Annotated in this window: 16 protein-coding genes and 1 tRNA gene; 5 read left to right on the forward strand and 12 right to left on the reverse strand. The window is 62.3% G+C overall.

Going from position 1 to position 17,826, the window contains the following annotated elements; genetic code table 11:
• Positions 1-126: 126 nt before the first annotated feature.
• The 11 genes from GQB03_RS16265 to GQB03_RS16315 form a co-directional block, all read right to left on the reverse strand.
• The gene (locus GQB03_RS16265) at positions 127-846 is read right to left on the reverse strand and encodes a lysophospholipid acyltransferase family protein (protein WP_159691803.1); all 720 of its coding nucleotides are present in this window, start codon (positions 844-846) and stop codon (positions 127-129) included.
• Between the two features lie 8 nt (positions 847-854).
• Positions 855-1,391: a D-glycero-beta-D-manno-heptose 1,7-bisphosphate 7-phosphatase gene (gene gmhB, locus GQB03_RS16270; RefSeq protein ID WP_159691668.1), complete on the reverse strand. Its 537-nt coding sequence runs from the start codon at positions 1,389-1,391 to the stop codon at positions 855-857.
• A gap of 75 nt (positions 1,392-1,466) precedes the next feature.
• Positions 1,467-3,548 carry a glycine--tRNA ligase subunit beta gene (gene glyS, locus GQB03_RS16275; protein WP_159691670.1) on the reverse strand — a complete coding sequence of 694 codons (2,082 nt, stop codon included), beginning with the start codon at positions 3,546-3,548 and terminating at the stop codon, positions 1,467-1,469.
• Positions 3,548-4,465 (reverse strand): glycine--tRNA ligase subunit alpha, encoded by a 918-nt coding sequence (gene glyQ, locus GQB03_RS16280; protein ID WP_159691672.1) that lies wholly within the window; start codon positions 4,463-4,465, stop codon positions 3,548-3,550. The genes glyS and glyQ overlap by 1 nt, the downstream gene beginning before the upstream one ends.
• A gap of 121 nt (positions 4,466-4,586) precedes the next feature.
• On the reverse strand, positions 4,587-7,298 hold the full coding sequence (locus tag GQB03_RS16285) for a cation-translocating P-type ATPase (RefSeq protein ID WP_159691674.1): 2,712 nt from the start codon (positions 7,296-7,298) through the stop codon (positions 4,587-4,589).
• A gap of 102 nt (positions 7,299-7,400) precedes the next feature.
• Entirely contained in the window at positions 7,401-8,888 is a 1,488-nt protein-coding gene (lnt, locus tag GQB03_RS16290) for an apolipoprotein N-acyltransferase (RefSeq protein WP_159691676.1), read from the reverse strand.
• Entirely contained in the window at positions 8,888-9,730 is an 843-nt protein-coding gene (locus GQB03_RS16295; protein WP_159691678.1) for an HlyC/CorC family transporter, read from the reverse strand. The genes lnt and GQB03_RS16295 overlap by 1 nt, the downstream gene beginning before the upstream one ends.
• Before the next feature lie 88 nt (positions 9,731-9,818).
• Positions 9,819-10,535: an rRNA maturation RNase YbeY gene (gene ybeY / locus GQB03_RS16300; protein WP_159691680.1), complete on the reverse strand. Its 717-nt coding sequence runs from the start codon at positions 10,533-10,535 to the stop codon at positions 9,819-9,821.
• On the reverse strand, positions 10,532-11,545 hold the full coding sequence (locus tag GQB03_RS16305; protein WP_159691682.1) for a PhoH family protein: 1,014 nt from the start codon (positions 11,543-11,545) through the stop codon (positions 10,532-10,534). Before GQB03_RS16305 ends, ybeY begins: the two co-directional genes overlap by 4 nt.
• Positions 11,546-12,883, reverse strand: coding sequence for a tRNA (N6-isopentenyl adenosine(37)-C2)-methylthiotransferase MiaB (miaB, locus tag GQB03_RS16310; RefSeq protein WP_159691684.1), 1,338 nt, complete (start codon positions 12,881-12,883; stop codon positions 11,546-11,548).
• A 13-nt stretch (positions 12,884-12,896) separates the two neighbouring features.
• Positions 12,897-13,268, reverse strand: coding sequence for a hypothetical protein (locus GQB03_RS16315; RefSeq protein WP_235027099.1), 372 nt, complete (start codon positions 13,266-13,268; stop codon positions 12,897-12,899).
• A 149-nt stretch (positions 13,269-13,417) separates the two neighbouring features.
• On the opposite strand from GQB03_RS16315, the gene GQB03_RS16320 reads away from it, so the two are divergent.
• From GQB03_RS16320 to GQB03_RS16340, 5 genes are all read left to right on the forward strand, one after another.
• A tRNA-Met gene (locus GQB03_RS16320) sits at positions 13,418-13,494 on the forward strand.
• Between the two features lie 252 nt (positions 13,495-13,746).
• Entirely contained in the window at positions 13,747-15,300 is a 1,554-nt protein-coding gene (locus tag GQB03_RS16325) for an acyl-CoA carboxylase subunit beta (protein WP_159691686.1), read from the forward strand.
• Positions 15,301-15,319: 19 nt separating this feature from the next.
• Positions 15,320-15,745, forward strand: a complete 426-nt coding sequence (locus tag GQB03_RS16330) for an OadG family transporter subunit (RefSeq protein ID WP_159691688.1) — start codon at positions 15,320-15,322, stop codon at positions 15,743-15,745.
• Positions 15,742-16,137: a biotin/lipoyl-containing protein gene (locus GQB03_RS16335; protein WP_159691690.1), complete on the forward strand. Its 396-nt coding sequence runs from the start codon at positions 15,742-15,744 to the stop codon at positions 16,135-16,137. The genes GQB03_RS16330 and GQB03_RS16335 overlap by 4 nt, the downstream gene beginning before the upstream one ends.
• Before the next feature lie 53 nt (positions 16,138-16,190).
• Positions 16,191-17,324: a sodium ion-translocating decarboxylase subunit beta gene (locus GQB03_RS16340; RefSeq protein WP_159691692.1), complete on the forward strand. Its 1,134-nt coding sequence runs from the start codon at positions 16,191-16,193 to the stop codon at positions 17,322-17,324.
• Positions 17,325-17,386: 62 nt separating this feature from the next.
• Here the strand turns inward: GQB03_RS16340 and GQB03_RS16345 are convergent, their stop codons facing one another.
• On the reverse strand, positions 17,387-17,731 hold the full coding sequence (locus GQB03_RS16345; RefSeq protein WP_159691694.1) for a P-II family nitrogen regulator: 345 nt from the start codon (positions 17,729-17,731) through the stop codon (positions 17,387-17,389).
• Between the last annotated feature and the right edge of the window lie 95 nt (positions 17,732-17,826).

The following is a 17,826-nucleotide window of genomic DNA, read 5'->3' on the forward strand; positions in this document are numbered from 1 at the left end:
TTTGTCAGGCGCGATTCAATATGCGGGAACGTAATCGGATCTGTTCAGATGCGGTATCCGTAGAAAGACCGCATGGCTGCGCGAGAGCAGCGGAAATCACCAATCGGCGATATTGCAATCCGAAATCTAGCGGTAGTGGTGAGGGAACAAGCGGTGCATTTCGGCTTCGATCCAGGCTTGGGCACGCGTATTGATCTCCTCCGGCGCGAGTCCCACGGTATCTATCGCTGGGCCGATGCTGACCAGAATCTCTCCCGGTCGTTTGACAAAGGCATTTCTCGGCCAGAACTCTCCGGCATTGTGTGCCACCGGAACCACCCGGGCCCCCGTTCTGCTTGCGAGATAGGCGCCTCCGACCTTGTAGCGCTTCTTCGCACCGACCGCAATCCGTGTTCCCTCTGGAAATACAACAACCCAGAAACCCTCCTCGAGTCGACGCCGTCCCTGTTCCTCGACCTGCGCCAACGCATCTTTTCCGGCTGACCTGTCGATGGAAATTACCGGCAGCTGGCTCAAACCCCACCCGAAAAACGGCACTTTCAGCAACTCGCGCTTCAACACGAACGACAGCGGAGGGAAGATGTGTTGAAGCGCCATCGTCTCCCATGCCGACTGATGCTTGCACAGGATCACCGCGGGCTCGGTCGGCAAGTTCTCCTTGCCGAGAACCTTGTAGCGGATTCCCAGCAGATAGCGGACAAACCACATTACAACGTCGGTCCAGACAGTGATCAGTCGATAACGTGTATGAGGTTTCAACGGGAAGGTAAGAAACGCGAAGAGTGCAACCGGCGGGGTCACGATCAACAGCACGATTGCGAAGAGGACGGACCGAATCAGATTCACGATATTGCTCAAGCTGTGAGTTCGGCGACGACCGCCGCAAGGTCGGGAAATACCCGCGTCTCTGGGGGCAAGGCGGGATCCTCTCTGGTCCTCGCCCCCTTTCCGGTAAGGACCAGATACGGAGCGCATCCGACCGCCTCGCCAGCCAGCAAGTCTCGCATGCTGTCACCTACTGTCGGTACGCCGGCAAGATCGACATTGAAACGCTCCGCGATCTGCTTGAGCAGACCTGGTTTCGGCTTGCGGCAATCACAGGTCGAATCGGCCGCATGCGGGCAGAAAAATATTGCGTCGATGCGCCCCCCGCCTGCCTGTGCCAGCGACTTGACCATCTTTTCGTGAATGGAGTTGAGCGTGTCCATGTCGAAAAGCCCTCGCCCCACGCCGGACTGATTCGATGCAACGACGACCCGCCATCCCCATTGGTTCAAGCGTGCAATGGCCTCGAGAGAGCCCGGAATGGGGTGCCATTCTTCGGGAGACTTGATGAACTGCTCGGAGTCTTCGTTGATGACGCCATCTCGATCGAGAATGATCAGTTTCATGCCAACACTCTGCTTGATGGAAGAGCGCATCGCAATTCGGGCCCCCTCGGACTCACAGACGATGCGCCAGGTAATTCAAGACAATCTTGAAATATCGGCCACGCGCTTCATCAGTCCAGCAAGTTGCGCCAGCAAGGCCAGACGGTTCCGACGAATCAAGGGCTCCTCCGCCATGACCATGACCTCGTCGAAGAAACGGTCGACGCTGTTGCGAAGACCCGCCAGCACGGTGAGCGACTCGGTGTAATTGCCGTTCTCGAAATGTGATCGAACCAAAGGCTCCGCCACCACGATCTGGTTGAACAGTTCCTTCTCCGCCACCTCCTGCAACAAGGTCACGTCGGCATCGGGCAAGGCGCCCTCGGCCTTTCGGAGAATATTCACGATGCGCTTGTTTGCCGCAGTCAGGGCTTCCGCCTCGGGCATCTTCTGGAAATCGAGAACGGCAGCGAGCTTGAGCGGCACGAGATCGACCCGGCTCGGGCGTTGTGCCAACACCGCATCCACCGCGGCCTGCGGCCGGCCCTCGTCGCGCAACAGGTTACGCAGCCGCTCGAGCATGAAATCCAGCAGCTGGGTATCGAAGCCATCTGCGAGGATCCCTGGCTTGAATCCCGCTGCGCAGTCGCCGATCAGCTCACCGAGGTCCAGCGGCAACGGGGATTCGATGAGAATACGCAACACGCCAAGCGCCGCGCGACGCAGACCGAAGGGATCCTTGTCTCCGGTCGGGACCATCCCGATCCCGAAAAACCCGACCATTGCATCGAGCTTGTCCGCGAGCGACACGGCGCAAGCCACGTTCCCCCGAGGCAGCGCGTCGCCGGCAAACCTTGGACGATAGTGCTCTGCGACGGCGTCCGCCACAACCTCACCCTCTCCGTCGTTGAGCGCGTAATAGCGTCCGATGACCCCCTGGAGTTCCGGAAATTCGCCAACCATTTCGGTGACCAGATCCGCCTTGGCGAGACGCGCGGCACGCCGGGCCGCAGCGACATCCGCCCCGAGCCGATGGGCAATTTTTCCCGCCAGGGCCTCGAGCCGTTCGATCCGTTCGAGCTGATTTCCGATCCTGTTGTGGTAGACCACCTTGGCGAGCCTCGGGAGGCGACTTTCCAGCGTTTGTTTCCGATCCTGCTCGAAGAAGAAGCGGGCATCGGACAGGCGCGGTCGCACCACGCGCTGGTTGCCGGTGATGATGTTGGCCGGATCCGCAACACGCATGTTCGAAACGATCAGGAAGCGGCTCAGGAGTTTTCCGTTCGTATCGAACAAGGGGAAGTACTTCTGGTTGGCACGCATGGTCAGGATCAGACACTCCTGCGGCACGGCCAGAAACTCGGCTTCGAACTCGCCGACATAGACGGTGGGGTGCTCGACCAGCGCAGTCACCTCGTCGAGGAGATCCGCGTACTCACCAAGACTGGCATTCTCACGCGTGGCGGCCTCGATCAGCTGCGTCTCGATGTCGGCGCGCCGATCGCCGAAATGGGCGATTACCTTGCCTTCAGCCATCAGGGTCGGTTCGTAGGCATCGGCGCTGGCGATTTCAATCTCACCGCGACTCATGAAACGATGCCCACGGGTGAGGCGCCCCGAATCGAGATCCAGCACCCGGCCCGGCACCACCTCGCCACCATGCAGCATGGTCAACAGATGCACCGGCCGCACGAAGGTCGCGTCACCGTCCCCCCAGCGCATCACCTTGGGAATCGGCAAGGCCTTGATCGCCTCCTGGACCACCGTTTCCAGAACACCCGCAAGCGTCGCACCATCAACGGCGCTGGTGTAAAACAGCGCCTCGGCCTTTCCGTCCACGCGGCGCTCGAAGCTGGCCACCGCGGACTCCGGAATGCCCTTGGCCTGCATCTTCTTGAGCAGCGCAGGGGTGGGCCTGCCGTCGGCGTCAAGCGCCACAGCCACCGGCATGAGTTTTTCGGTCACTTCTCGTGCAGGGGCACGTGTGGCCACCGCGGGAATCGTCACCGCCAGCCTGCGAGGACTCGCAAACCATCGCATGCCTTCGTTCGCCAGCAACAGGTCGCGGGCGCCCAGGCCTTCGCGGATCTTCATGGCGAAGGTCTCACCGAGGCGGGGAAGCGCCTTGGGCGGCAGTTCTTCCGTCAGCAATTCTACGAGCAGGGTCGCGTTCGACATTACGCGGTCTCCTTGCTGCTCGCCTGCAGCATCGGGAAACCAAGCGCCTCGCGCGATTCGAAATAAGCCTGTGCAACCGCGCGGGAGAGGTTGCGAATACGCCCGATGTAGGCAGCACGTTCGGTCACCGAGATGGCGCCTCTCGCATCGAGCAGGTTGAAGGTATGGCCGGCTTTCAGGACCATCTCGTAGGCCGGCAGGGCCAATCCAGCCTCCATAATGCGTTTCGCCTCGGATTCATAACTGGAGAAAAGCGAGAAGAGGAAATCCACGTTCGAGTGTTCGAAGTTGAAGGTCGATTGCTCGACCTCGTTCTGATGAAAGACATCGCCATAGGTCACTTTGGAGCCGTCCGGATAGACCGCCCAGACGAGGTCATAGACGTTCTCAACGCCCTGCAGATACATCGCCAGGCGCTCCAGCCCATAGGTAATCTCCCCGAGGACCGGCTTGCAGTCGATGCCGCCGACCTGCTGGAAATAGGTGAATTGCGTCACCTCCATGCCGTCCAGCCACACCTCCCAGCCCAGCCCCCACGCGCCGAGCGTAGGGTTCTCCCAGTCATCCTCGACGAAACGGATGTCGTGCACATTCGGATCGATACCCAGCGCACGCAGGCTGTCTAGATAAAGCTCCTGAATCTCCAGCGGCGACGGCTTGAGCACCACCTGAAACTGGTAGTAGTGCTGCAGGCGGTTGGGATTTTCGCCATAGCGGCCGTCCTTGGGGCGCCGCGAGGGCTGCACGTAGGCAGCATTCCAGGGTTCGGGACCGATCGCGCGCAGGAAGGTGGCGGTGTGCGAGGTGCCGGCTCCGACTTCGAGGTCGTAGGGCTGCAGCAGCACACAGCCGCGATCGCCCCAGAAATGCTGCAGGGTGAGGATGACTTGCTGGAAGGTCGGTTTCGTGACGCTCATGGAAAGTGGGCCGAAATGCAGCCGCGATGAGGTAAAACCGCGATTTTACTTGCTTTTGCGATGCGCGCGAAACGCAAACGGAAGGTACGCAGGGCAATCTGTCGCCGCTGGATCGGGGCGCTTACCCTCCGGGTGCGACACGCCGTCGGCGCAAAGCCTTCTCGGCACCGACGAAAAGCATCACGATGAACCCCGCGGCGAGAATCTCCAGCCACTCGGCAACGCCAAGCGGTGCCGTGCCAAACAGCCGATTCATCACCGGCAGGTAGGTAAAGCCGATCTGCAACAGCACCGTCAGCAGCACTCCGCCCCACAGCCACATGTTCGAAAACCAGCCAAGCCGCCAGAACGGTGAAGTCAGGGAACGACAGTTGAACAGGTAGAACACTTCGCCGGCAACGAAGACGTTGGCCGCGATGGTGCGCGTTTCCGCAAGACTTGCACCGAGCGCCTCCCAACGCATGAAAAGCCCGAAAGCGCCGGCAAGCAAGAGTACGCCGACCAGCACGATGCGCAGGATGAGCACCGGATCGAGGATCGGGGCCGCCGGCGCTCGCGGCGGCCGCAGCATCACGTCCTGCTCGACCGGCTCGAAGGCGAGCGTCAGCCCGAGCAGGACGGCGGTAGTCATGTTGATCCAGAGGATCTGCAGCGGCGTAATCGGCAATGTCACCCCCGCCAGCACAGCAACAAGGATCACCAGACCTTCGCCGAAATTCGTTGGCAGAGTCCATGCGATGAATTTACGCAGGTTGTCGAAGATCCCGCGCCCCTCTTCGACCGCCGCTTCGATGCTTGCGAAGTTGTCATCGGTGAGCACCATCGCCGCAGCCTCCTTGGCCACCTCGGTGCCCCCAGCCCCCATGGCGACGCCGATATCGGCGGCCTTGAGCGCCGGCGCGTCGTTCACCCCGTCCCCGGTCATCGCCACGACTTCGCCTTCGGCCTGCAGGGCCCTCACCAGCCGCAGCTTCTGCTCAGGCTCGACCCGCGCGAAAACCGGTACGGTCGATGCAGCACGACGCAGCGCATCGTTGTCCAGCGCCGCGAGTTCACGGCCGGAGAGCACCTCCGAGGCGGGATCCGCGATGCCGATCTGTCGCGCAATCGCGAGTGCAGTGCCGGCATGATCACCGGTGATCATCTTGACCCGGATGCCGGCCCGCTGACAATGCGCGACCGCAACGATCGCTTCCCTACGGGGCGGGTCAAGCATGGCCTGCAAACCGATGAACACCAGTCCGGCCTCGAGCGTCCCCTCCGCAAGCACGGGAGCGTCGCCCTCTCTCCGGGCGAAGGCCAGCACCCGAAGACCGCGCGACGCCAACGCTTGCGCCTCCGCCAGCACAGCCCGGGCATCGAAGGCCACGGCCTGGCCGGTTTCATCCAGCATCCGGTTGCAGCGCGACAGTATGCGTTCGACCGCCCCCTTCACGAACATCACGCGCGCGCCGTCGAGTCGATGCATCGTCGCCATGAACTGCCGCTCCGAATCGAAGGGAATCTCGTCGAAGCGCGGGGCGGACGCGCGTAACGACGTCTCCGATATGCCGGCCTTGCGGGCAACCACAAGCAGGGCCGCTTCGGTGGGATCGCCGGTAACGCGCCAGCCACCTTCGCTCGACCCCGCCAGCGAGGCATCATTGCAGAGCACTCCGGCCACCAACAGATCGCGTAATGCAGCAGAACACCCACCTGCCCCACCGGTCGCGTCGATCGGACCGATTGTCCCGAGCGGTGCATAGCCGTCTCCACTCACCTCGAAGCGCAGCCCCCCGGCGTACAACTCGCGCACGGTCATCTGGTTCTCGGTGAGCGTTCCTGTCTTGTCGGAACAAATCACGGTCGTACTGCCAAGCGTCTCGACCGCGGGCAGGCGCCGTATGATCGCCCGTCGCCTGGCCATGCGGGCGACACCAATCGCCAGCGTCACCGTAATCGCCGCCGGCAGGCCTTCGGGAATGGCCCCTACCGCCAGCGCCACCGCGGCCATGAACATCTCCAGCCAGTGCTCGCCCCGCAGCATGCCGACCGCAAAGGTCAGCACTGCCAGGGCGAGGATCACCACCAGCATCAGATTCGAAAACTTCGCCATGGCACGGGTCAGCGGCGTGGCGAGCAGGTCGGTTTCCCGGATCATTCGCGAGATGTGGCCAGTCTCGGTCATTTCGCCGGTCGCCACCACGACCCCGCTGGCTTGGCCGGACACCACCATGGTGCCGGCGAAGGCCATGTTCACGCGATCAGCCAGCGGAGTTTCCGGCGCGAGCGCTTCGCTCTGCTTGCCCACCGCCGAGGATTCGCCGGTCAGTGCCGCTTCGGCCGTCTGCATCGATCGCGCATCGATGATGCGCATGTCCGCCGGGACACGGTCACCGGCAGCCAGCCATACGACATCTCCGGGCACCAGCGACCGTGCGTCCAGGCGCAGCCTGCGGCCGTCACGCTGCACGGTAGCGTCGCTGGCCACGCTTCTCGCAAGCGCCGCTAGGGCGTTTTCCGCCCGCCCCTCCTGAACGAAACCGACCAAGGCATTGACCAGCACGACACCGGCTATCACGCCCGAATCGATCCATTCGCCGAGCGCGAAGGTGACGACGGCCGATGCAATCAGAATGTAGATCAGCGGTTGGTGAAACTGCAGCAGGAGGCGCAGAACCACACTCCTGCCGACGGGAGCGGGAAGTGCATTGGGCCCATGCGCGTCAAGGCGCCGCGCTGCCTCCTCGTCACTCAAACCGTTCGCCGCGTGGGTCCCGAGCATGTCGAGTACGGCGCCAACGCTCAACTGATGCCAGCGGGTCCTGTCAGGTGCTTCAGTACTCTGAGCCATTCTTGCCTTCGTCACCAGTCGACGTCACGCGCCATCGAAGGTCCGCAAACGCGAGCGCACTCGCTGCCAAGTTGCTGACAATGCGCGCTTCGCGCCGAATCGTCACTCGTGGATCATAGCGCCAACACGCCGGCGACCGAATGCCAGTGAAATAAAGATTGCCGCGAGGATCAGGGCCAACGCCGGTCGGTCGCCATACTCAATATATGGCGTCACGCCCTCGTAGCCGCGTACCTCGGCCCTCAACGCTCCGCTCTGGAATGCCGGTAGCACACCACTCACACGGCCATCGGGCTGGATCACCGCGGTCATTCCGGTATTGGTTGCACGCAGCATCGGGCGACCGGTCTCGAGCGCGCGCATGCGAGCGATCTGCAGATGCTGCGGTTGCGCGAGCGAATCCCCGTACCAGGCCAGATTGGAAAGATTCAACTGCAGGCTGGCGCCTGCCGCCCGGTGCGCGATCTCGGCACCAAACAGATCTTCGTAACAGATGTTCACCGCAATCCGCTGTCCTGCCAGTTCCAGCGGCAGCTGATCGGGCGCACCGGGAGTCTGGTCCGACATGGGAATCTTGGCGTATTTGTAGAACCAGCCAAAGCTCGGGGGCGAATATTCGCCGAAGGGCACGAGGTGATGCTTGGCGTACTGCTGCCGCTCAGAAACGCCAAGGCTGATCGCGGAGTTGCTGACCTCGCCCGCAGGACTCCGGGTAAACACACCAAGAACCAGATCGCCGCTGGCGCCTTCGACAGCATCCGACAAGGTGTCGAGGTAGCCACGCGGCAACTGATCGGCGAGCATTGGCAAGGTCGTCTCGGGCAGGACCACGAGCTGGGCCGGATTTTCCCGAACCAGGTCGAGATTGACCTGCAGCCATCGCTGCAGCATCTGCGGCTCCCACTTGAGGCCTTGTTCGATGTTGGTCTGCAGCAGGACCACGGATACTGGCTCGCCGGTCGGCTCGGTCCATGCTTCCCGCCGAAGCGCCGCCCCTGCCCCCAGCACCACGACAATCGCCAGCACCGCGGGCGCCGGCGACGCCTTTCGCCATGGCGCAAAAGCGATGAGGGCACCGACCAGTGCCACCAGAAAACCTATGCCGTAAACTCCGACCACTGGCGCGAAGCCGGCCAACGGGCTCGGCGGGGTCTGCGAGTAGCCGATCGATAGCCACGGGAATCCGGTCAGCAGGGTTCCACGCAGCCACTCGGAGAAGCTCCACAAGCCCGCCACCAGCAGCGCGTCGCGCCACAATCCGCCACGCGCGAGACGTACGTACAGGGCTCCGACACCCGCGTAGAACAAGGCGAGATAAGCGCAGAAAAGAAAGATCGCGAATCCGGCCAGGGCCGGCGGCATGCCGCCGTACCGATTCAACGCCACGTAGAGCCACGAGACCCCGCCCAGAAAGAACCCCAGCCCCCAGCCGAAACCCAGCGAGAACCCGTGTCCCGGCCCTTGGGCCCGCCGCAGGAAACTGAACAGCAGGGCCAGCGAAAGGGGCGCCAGCGGAAACAGACCGAAGGGCGCAAAGGCCCCGACCGCGACAAATCCAGCAAGCGCGGCGAGAAGCACGCTGAAGCGCATTACCCCCCCGCCACCGGTGGTGCGACAGCGACCTTCTCGACCAATAATGTGTGAACGCGACGGCTGTCTGCGCGCAGCACCTGCACCTTGAAGCCCTCGAGCGGGATGATCTCGCCGCGCTTGGGCAAGCGCCCCAGCTGACGAATCACCAGCCCTCCGACGGTATCGACCTCCTCGTCGGAGAAGCTGCAGCCGAACGCCTCGTTGAAATCCTCTATCTCGGTGGTGGCCTTGACGCGGTAGCGACCAGCCTGATCGAGGCGGATATTGTCCTCCGCCTCATCGAAATCGTACTCGTCCTCGATATCACCGACGATCTGCTCGAGGACGTCCTCGATCGTCACCAGGCCTGACACGCCGCCGTACTCGTCAACCACGATTGCCATGTGATTGCGACTGATCCGGAACTCACGGAGCAGCACGTTCAACCGCTTGGACTCGGGCACGAACACCGCCGGGCGCAGCATGTCGCGCAGATCGAACTCCTTGCCGGCGAAATAGCGCAGCAAATCCTTGGCCAGCAGGATACCGATCACGTCGTCCTTGTTTTCGCCGACTACCGGGAAGCGCGAGTGGGCGGTTTCGACTGCAAAATTGACGATCTCCTCCATGGGGTCGACGACATGGACGATGTCCATCTGGGCGCGCGGGATCATGACGTCCCGAACCTGCATGTCGGAAACCTGAAGCGCGCCCTCTATGATCGAAAGCGCGTCGCCATCGATCAGGCTCCGCTCGTAGGCGGAGTGCAGCAGGGCAAGAAGCTCGTCGCGATCTTCGGGCTCCTTGCTGAGAAGCGATGAAAGACGGTCAAGCAAACTAGGTCGAGGGGAACTGTCCATTTGAAGGGTTTTTGAGAGATGGGCGATGGGAAATGACGTCAGCCACAACCCATGGCGCATCGCTCAGCAACCAAAGTCACATACGAGATCAGGTCTGTTGTTCGCCCACATAGGGATCAGAATAGCCCAAGTTTGCCAGAATCTCGCGCTCACGCGATTCCATCCGCTCAGCATCCTCGTCGTTCTCGTGATCGTAGCCCTGAAGGTGCAACACACCATGTACCACCAGATGAGCGTAGTGGGCGAGAAGCGACTTGCCTTGCGCCAGAGCCTCGGCAGCCACCACCGGCGCGCACAGCACGAGGTCGCCGGCAAGTGGTGCATCGTCGGCCCGGGGGGTCTCGTCACCCTCGTGGTAGACGAAGGTCAGCACGTTAGTGGCGTAGTCCTTGCCCCGGTAGGCCTTGTTGAGCGCTTGCCCCTCGACCGAATCGACTATCCGGACGGTTATCTCCGCATCGCAGGCCAGCGCCGCACTGGCCCATTGCCGGATGTCACGGCGTCTGGGCAAACCTGCGCCATCTCGTTTGCGCACCGCCTTCTGCACCGACAACGCGAGCCGTGGCCTCCGTTCGGTCTGCGCCGATGCGGGTCCGGCAACACGCACGGCAAGCATGTTGGCGGAGACGGGTTGCACGAGCATGACAGCCACGCCCCCATCGACCTCCGCGGCGAGCCTGAGCTCGTCAGCGCCTTCGCCGAGACTGAGCTGCAGGCAGCGCCCATCGCGGAGCGTCAGCTCGAGCGAGCGCGCCTTGAGAGGCCGTCGCCTGCCGTCGGCATCGATCGCAAGAAAACCGCTCATCGTGCGCCCTGCCCGACATCATCGTTACGCAACAGCCGCGCCGCTTTCTCCGCCTTCTCCTCGCGTGCTCGCCTGGCCTCACGCAGCTCGTAGGCCTCGACGATACGGGCGACCAGCGGATGGCGTACCACGTCCTCCTTGAGGAACTGCGTCGTCGCGATCCCACGCACGGAGCCAAGCACGTCACGCGCCTCGCGCAGGCCGCTGATCTGTCCGCGCTGGAGGTCGACCTGAGTCAGGTCGCCGGTGACCACCGCCTTGGCACCGATGCCGATGCGGGTCAGGAACATCTTCATCTGCTCCGGCGTGGTGTTCTGCGCCTCGTCGAGAATGATGAAGGCGTGATTGAGGGTGCGTCCCCGCATGAAGGCGAGCGGCGCGATCTCGATCGAGCCACGCTCGAAGAGCTTGGCCACGCGATCGAAGCCCATCAGATCGTAGAGGGCATCGTAGAGCGGCCGCAGGTACGGATCGACCTTCTGCGCCAGATCGCCAGGCAGGAAACCCAGCCGCTCACCCGCCTCTACGGCCGGACGCGTAAGGATGATGCGTTCGACAAGATCACGCTCGAAGGCATCGACCGCACTCGCCACCGCGAGATAGGTCTTGCCCGTACCGGCCGGACCGATACCGAAGGTAATGTCGTGCTCCTGGATGTTGCGCAGATACTCGACCTGCCGCGGTGTCCGGCCATGGAGTTCAGACTTGCGCGTCAGCAAGGATGGCGCCGGACGGTCCGACTCACCGGCATTGGCGAGTTCGATCAGCCCGAGCTGGATATCGTCGATCGACAGATCCTCACCGGCCTTGTCGTAGAAATGTCGCAACGCCTTGACGGTCAGCCGGGCCTGGGTCGGCGTGCCGCCCACGCTGAAATGCGCGCCACGGCGCGCAATAGAAACGTCGTAGGCCGTTTCGATCTGACGCAGGTGTTCGTCGAGCACACCGCAGAGATTGGCCAGCCGCTGGTTGTCGGCTGGCTCCATGGCAACTTCAATGGTTCGTGGCACTCAGACTTCCCGGATCACGATTTCACCGCGCAGGCTGTGCGGCATTGCCGAGGCGATGTTCACCTCGATGAACTGATTGATGAGACGCGGATTCCCGGCAAAATTGACCACCCGGTTGTTGTCGGTGCGCCCGGCCAGCTCATCCGCATTCTTTTTCGATACCGCCTCGACAAGGATGCGTTGACGCGACCCGACCATGCGCTCGCTGATCACCGCCGCCTGCTCGTCGATGCGCTTCTGCAGCCGTGCGAGACGCTTGAGCTTGACGTCCTGCGGCGTATCGTCCGCCAGATCGGCCGCGGGCGTACCGGGTCGGGCACTGTAGATGAAACTGAACGAGGCATCGAAGCCGACCTCCTCGATGAGTTTCATCGTGGCTTCGAAATCGGCTTCCGTTTCACCGGGGAATCCGACGATGAAATCCGACGAAAGCGAAAGATCCGGCCGCGCCGCACGCAACTTGCGCACCAGAGACTTGAACTCAAGCACCGTGTAGCCGCGCTTCATCGCCGCCAGCACCCGGTCGGAGCCGGACTGTACCGGCAGATGCAGATGGGACACCAGCTTTGGCAGCCGAGCATAGGCCTCGACCACGCGTTGCGTCATCTCACGCGGATGCGAGGTGGTGTAGCGCAGGCGCTCGATGCCCGGGATGTCGTGCACGCACTCCAGCAGGAAGGCGAAATCGGCCATCTCATCGCTGTCCGGTGCCATCGGCGCACGCCAGGCATTGACGTTCTGGCCCAGCAGGGTCACTTCCTTGACGCCCTGCTCCACCAGACCGGCGATCTCGGCAAGGATGTCGCCAAGGGGACGATAGATCTCGTCGCCACGGGTATAGGGGACGATGCAGAAAGTACAGTACTTGGAGCACCCCTCCATGATCGACACGAACGCCGTCGCGCCCTCGACCCGCGCGGGCGGCAGATTGTCGAACTTCTCGATCTCGGGGAAGGAGATGTCCACCTGCGAGCGGCCCGACGACTTGCGCTCGGCAATCAGCCCGGGCAGCCGATGCAGGGTCTGCGGCCCGAACACCACGTCGACATAGGGTGCGCGCCGCACGATCGCATCGCCCTCCTGGCTCGCCACGCAACCGCCCACACCGATGATCAGGTTCGGATTCAGCTGCTTGAGATGCTTCACCCGGCCAAGGTCGTGGAAGACACGCTCCTGAGCCTTCTCGCGCACCGAGCAGGTGTTGAAAAGAATGACATCAGCCTCTTCTGGATTGTCGGTCTTGGTGAGGCCTTCGGAAGCACCGAGCACGTCCGCCATCTTGTCGGAGTCGTACTCGTTCATCTGGCACCCGAAAGTGCGGATGTAGAGTTTCTTCATTTGTTGGGGGAAATCACTGCTTGGGATCAGGCACCGCGAGTTCTTCAGGGGTGAGGATCCAGACCCGGTGAACCTGCTCATTGTTATCGATCAGAGCGCGCACCGTATATACACCGGACATCGCCCCGGGCAGGACGATCCGGTTGTGTACGTCGCGAATCTGCGCTCCCGGGCTCAACGTCCGAACTCCACCTGCAAATTCAACGGAATTGCCGCCCGAGAAAGCCATGACCACACGTTTGGCGGCGAGCGGGATCGGCCGGGTTACGGCAGCCTGCGCCTGCGAGAAAAACACACAGCCGAACACGGCCAACAAGACGAGACGCAATGTGCGCACAGATTTTCCGCTATCGCCGACAAGAGCCACAAGACACGGATGATCCATGATCGCCCCCTTGATGTCAATGCAAAAGCCTTATAAATCAACACTTACAGCTTGACGGCAGATGCCTCGACAACCAAGCGGCGCAATACCGGCGCATTGCGAGGATATTGACGCGCAATGCCTGACCCGCTATATTCATCGGCTCGGTCGGTGATGTAGCTCAGACGGTTAGAGCGATGGATTCATAACCCATAGGTCGGCAGTTCGATTCTGCCCATCACCACCAACCAATTCGGGGGCTTGCAGAAATGCAGGCCCTTATTCCTTATGGGCCCGAAGGTGGCCCCGGCCGGACAGTCTGGCCGCGCCCGATTACGGCAAACCAGCGGCTTGGGGTCGTCGGTTTTCGACCGCCCGCGGGAAGACCGGAGCAAACCGTCCCCGTGGGCGGTTCCGGCACATATCCGTCGCATGCCCATGCTACTGTTCAGGTTCGCCACCGCAAAGGCGGCAGCCTTTCCCGCATCCAAGGAAATTCATGGCGATCGACAAGAAGCTGATCGACGATCTCGAACATCGACGGGCCAAGGCGCTCGAGTCCGGCGGCGCTGAAAGAATCGCCCGACGTCATGAAAAGGGTTTGCTGACCGCCCGCGAGCGACTCGAGGGCCTTTACGCGGAGCACACCTTCCAGGAATTCGGCCTTCATGCCCAACACCAGACGCACGGCTTCGGCATGGAGGGCAAGACCTTGCCCACCGACGGCGTGATCACGGGTATCGGCTTTATCGACGGACGCCCGGTCGCAGGCTTCAGCCAGGACTTCATGATTGCAGGGGGGTCACTCGGTACGGTACACGCCCGCAAGATCTGCGAGTTGATGGACCACGCCGGACGGGGTGGAATGCCCATCATCGGCTTCAACGACTCGGGTGGCGCGCGCATCCAGGAAGGCGTGGAGAGTCTTTCGGGCTATGGCCAGGTGTTCAACCGCAATGTGCTGCTCTCCGGCGTGGTACCACAGATTGCAGTGATCTGCGGCCCCTGCGCGGGCGGCGCAGTGTACTCGCCGGCACTGATGGATTTCGTGATCATGACCAGGCGTTCGGCGAGCATGTTCATCTGCGGACCCGAAGTCATCCGCGCGGTCACCGGCCAGCACACCACAATGGAAGAGATCGGCTCGGCTGAAGCCCATGCAAGGGATTCGGGCAACATCCATTTCGTTGCCGAGGACGACCGTCATGCGCTGGAGCTGGTTCGCGCGTTGCTCGGCTACCTGCCCTCGAACAACATGATGGATCCGCCGCACCACATGGATGATGAGATCACACTGCGCGATGACAATGGCATCGAAGCCTTGATGCCCGAGGATGCAAAGATGGCCTACGACGTGAAGGGCATCATCATGCGCATCGCGGACGACAACAGTTTTCTCGAGGTGCAGGCCGACTTCGCGCGGAACCTCGTGATTGGACTTGGCAGAATCGATGGCGTGGTCGTCGGCTTCGTCGCGAATCAACCGCAGGTCAAGGCGGGCAGCCTGGACATCGATGCTTCGGACAAGGGCGCGCGATTCATCCGCCTCTGCAACATCTTCAACATTCCGCTGGTGACGCTGGTCGACGTGCCCGGCTTCCTGCCCGGCATTGCGCAGGAAAAACAGGGCATCATCCGTCACGGCGCCAAGATGCTATTCGCCTATGGCGCATCGACCGTTCCGAAGATCACGGTAATCATGCGGAAGGCATACGGCGGCGCTTTCCTGGCGATGTGCTCGCGCGACATGGGCGCCGATCTGGTCCTGGCCTGGCCGACCGCCGAGATTGCAGTCATGGGCGCCGAAGGCGCGGTCAATATCCTTTACCGAAAGGAGATCGAAGAGGCCGACGACAAGACCGGGCGCCGTCGCGAACTGATCGAGGAATACCGTGCCAGATTCGCCTCGCCATATCAGTCCGCTGCACACATGTTCGTCCACGACGTGATACTGCCTCGCCGCACCCGGGCGGCGATATCGCTGGCGCTGCGCTCACTGTTGTCCAAGCGGGAAGCGCGTCCGCACAAGAAGCACGGAAACATTCCCCTCTAGCCATGCCGGAAGATCCGTCATGATCCTCGTCGACGCCCTCGGCTTCGTTCTCTCCGGTTTCGCACTCGTGCTGGCCACACTCGCACTGCTGTGGATGGTCAGCGCCGCGATCGGACGGGTCTTTGCGACGACCACCCGACATGCGATGCGAACCGCGGCCCCACCCCCGGATCAAAGGTCGGCCATGCCCACCATACCGTCGACGCATGTAGCGGCCATAGCTGCCGCGGTCGCCGTCGTAACCGATGGCCGTGGACGCGTTGTCACCGTGCGGGCGCCGGGCCATCTAGCGGCCGGCTGGTCGCACGAAGGCCGCAGCGACCACGCCTCGTCGCACGGCAATCGCGTGCGCTGGGACTGGGCGATGCCCGGCCCGCCACACACCGACCACGATCTTCCCGACCCCGCGCTGACGCACGGAGCGGATCACAAGAGGACGCAATGAGGACATTCCGAATCACCGTCGATGGGACACCGTACGAAGTCAGCGTCGAAGAGCTCGAGCCCGCATCGGCGCCGGCAAGCGCGGAGCAATTCCCGCCGCGGGCACAGGCGCCATCCCCGAACGCCCCATCTCGGCGTGACTTGAGCCGCCCCGCCGCGACGCCGTCCGCACCGGGCAAGGCTGGCGATATCGCCAGTCCGCTGGCGGCAACGGTAGTCGCGATCGACGTCCAGGCGGGGCAGCAGGTGGCCGAAGGGCAGCAGCTCTTGGTACTCGAAGCGATGAAGATGAATACCTACGTGTTTGCGCCGCGTGCCGGCACGATCGACACGATCAGGGTCGCGACCGGCAGTACCGTGTCCGAAGGGCAGCCGCTGCTGTCGATAAGCTAAAAGATGGACTCCATCCGCCAACACCGCCGTGCCGTCGAGCAGGGGATCGCCCGATGGGCATGCTGAACGAATTCATCTCGCTCACCGCCTTCGGGCAACTTACAGTGCAAATGGTGATCATGTGGGCGGTAAGCTGCATATTGCTGTATCTCGCGGTCGCCAGGAACTTCGAGCCTTTGCTGCTGGTGCCGATCGCATTCGGGGCGCTGCTCGCAAACCTCCCGACCGAGGGGATGGTCAATGCACCGATGGGAGACGTCCCGGGCGGCCTCTTCTACTACATCGCACAGGGCGTTCATCTCGAGCTCTTTCCGCCGATCATCTTCCTCGGGGTTGGCGCGCTGACCGATTTCGGCCCGGTAATCGCCAATCCACGCACGTTCCTGCTTGGCGCGGCCGCACAGTTTGGCGTGTTCGCCACTTTCATCGGCGCCACGCTGCTCGGCTTCTCGACCCATCAGGCCGCGGCCATCGGCATCATCGGCGGTGCGGATGGCCCCACCTCCATCTTTCTCGCCAACAAACTCGCGCCGGAATTGTTGGCACCGATTGCCGTAGCGGCTTATTCGTACATGGCGCTGGTGCCACTCATTCAGCCACCAATCATGCGCGCCCTGACGACAAGGCAGGAACGCGCCATCCGGATGCAATCGCTACGGCAGGTTTCCCGGGCGGAAAAGCTGGCGTTTGCGCTGATCGTCACGGTGCTCGTGATCCTTCTGGTGCCGGCAGCCTCAGCCTTGATCGGAATGCTGATGCTCGGCAATTTCCTGCGTGAATGCGGCGTCACCGAACGGCTCAGCAAGGCAGCCCAGAACGAGATCATCAACATCGTGACGATCCTGCTCGGTACCTCGGTGGGCATCACCATGACCGGTGCCCGCTTCCTTCAGGTGGAAACCCTGAAGATTCTCGCCCTCGGCATCGTCGCCTTCGCGATCTCCACTGCCTCGGGCGTATTGATGGCCAAGCTGATGAATCTGTTCTCGAAAGAAAAGATCAATCCATTGATCGGCTCGGCCGGCGTTTCGGCAGTGCCGATGGCCGCGCGAGTGAGCCAGATCGAAGGTCAACGTGCCGATCCGGGTAATTTCCTGCTGATGCATGCGATGGGACCAAACGTTGCGGGTGTGATCGGCACCGCCATCGTTGCAGGCTACTTTATCGCTCGGCTCAACACCGGATAGGCAAGATCGCCGCCCACCGCGGGACGGACGGCAAGACCGGGGCCACCTGAACCTGCCGGCCGCTACCCCTGGATCGCGCTGAGGCCGCCTTCACCGGTCCGGATACGGATGCTCTCGCCAAGACCGATGGTGAAGATCTTTCCGTCTCCGATCGTGCCGGTGCTTGCCGACTGCTCCAGGATCGCGAGAACGTCGTCCAGCTGTTCGGATCCCACGGCAATTTCCAGCTTCAGCTTGGAGACGTAATCGACCTCGTACTCCGCGCCGCGATAGGTCTCGACGTGGCCTTTCTGACGGCCGAAGCCCTTGACCTCGGTGACCGTAATGCCCTGCACCCCGGACTGCGCAAGCGCGGATCGAACGTCGTCGAGCTTGTGGGGCTTGATGATTGCGATAATCCATTTCACGGGAACCTCCTCCTGCTCTTGTTGGACGGCCCGACGCAGATGAAGGTTACCGCGGCGAATCAATCCGTCAAAAAGTCCGGGAAAAAATCAAGCAT

The organism is Cognatazoarcus halotolerans (genome assembly GCF_009800965.1).
GTDB classification, from domain to species: Bacteria; Pseudomonadota; Gammaproteobacteria; order Burkholderiales; family Rhodocyclaceae; genus Cognatazoarcus; species Cognatazoarcus halotolerans.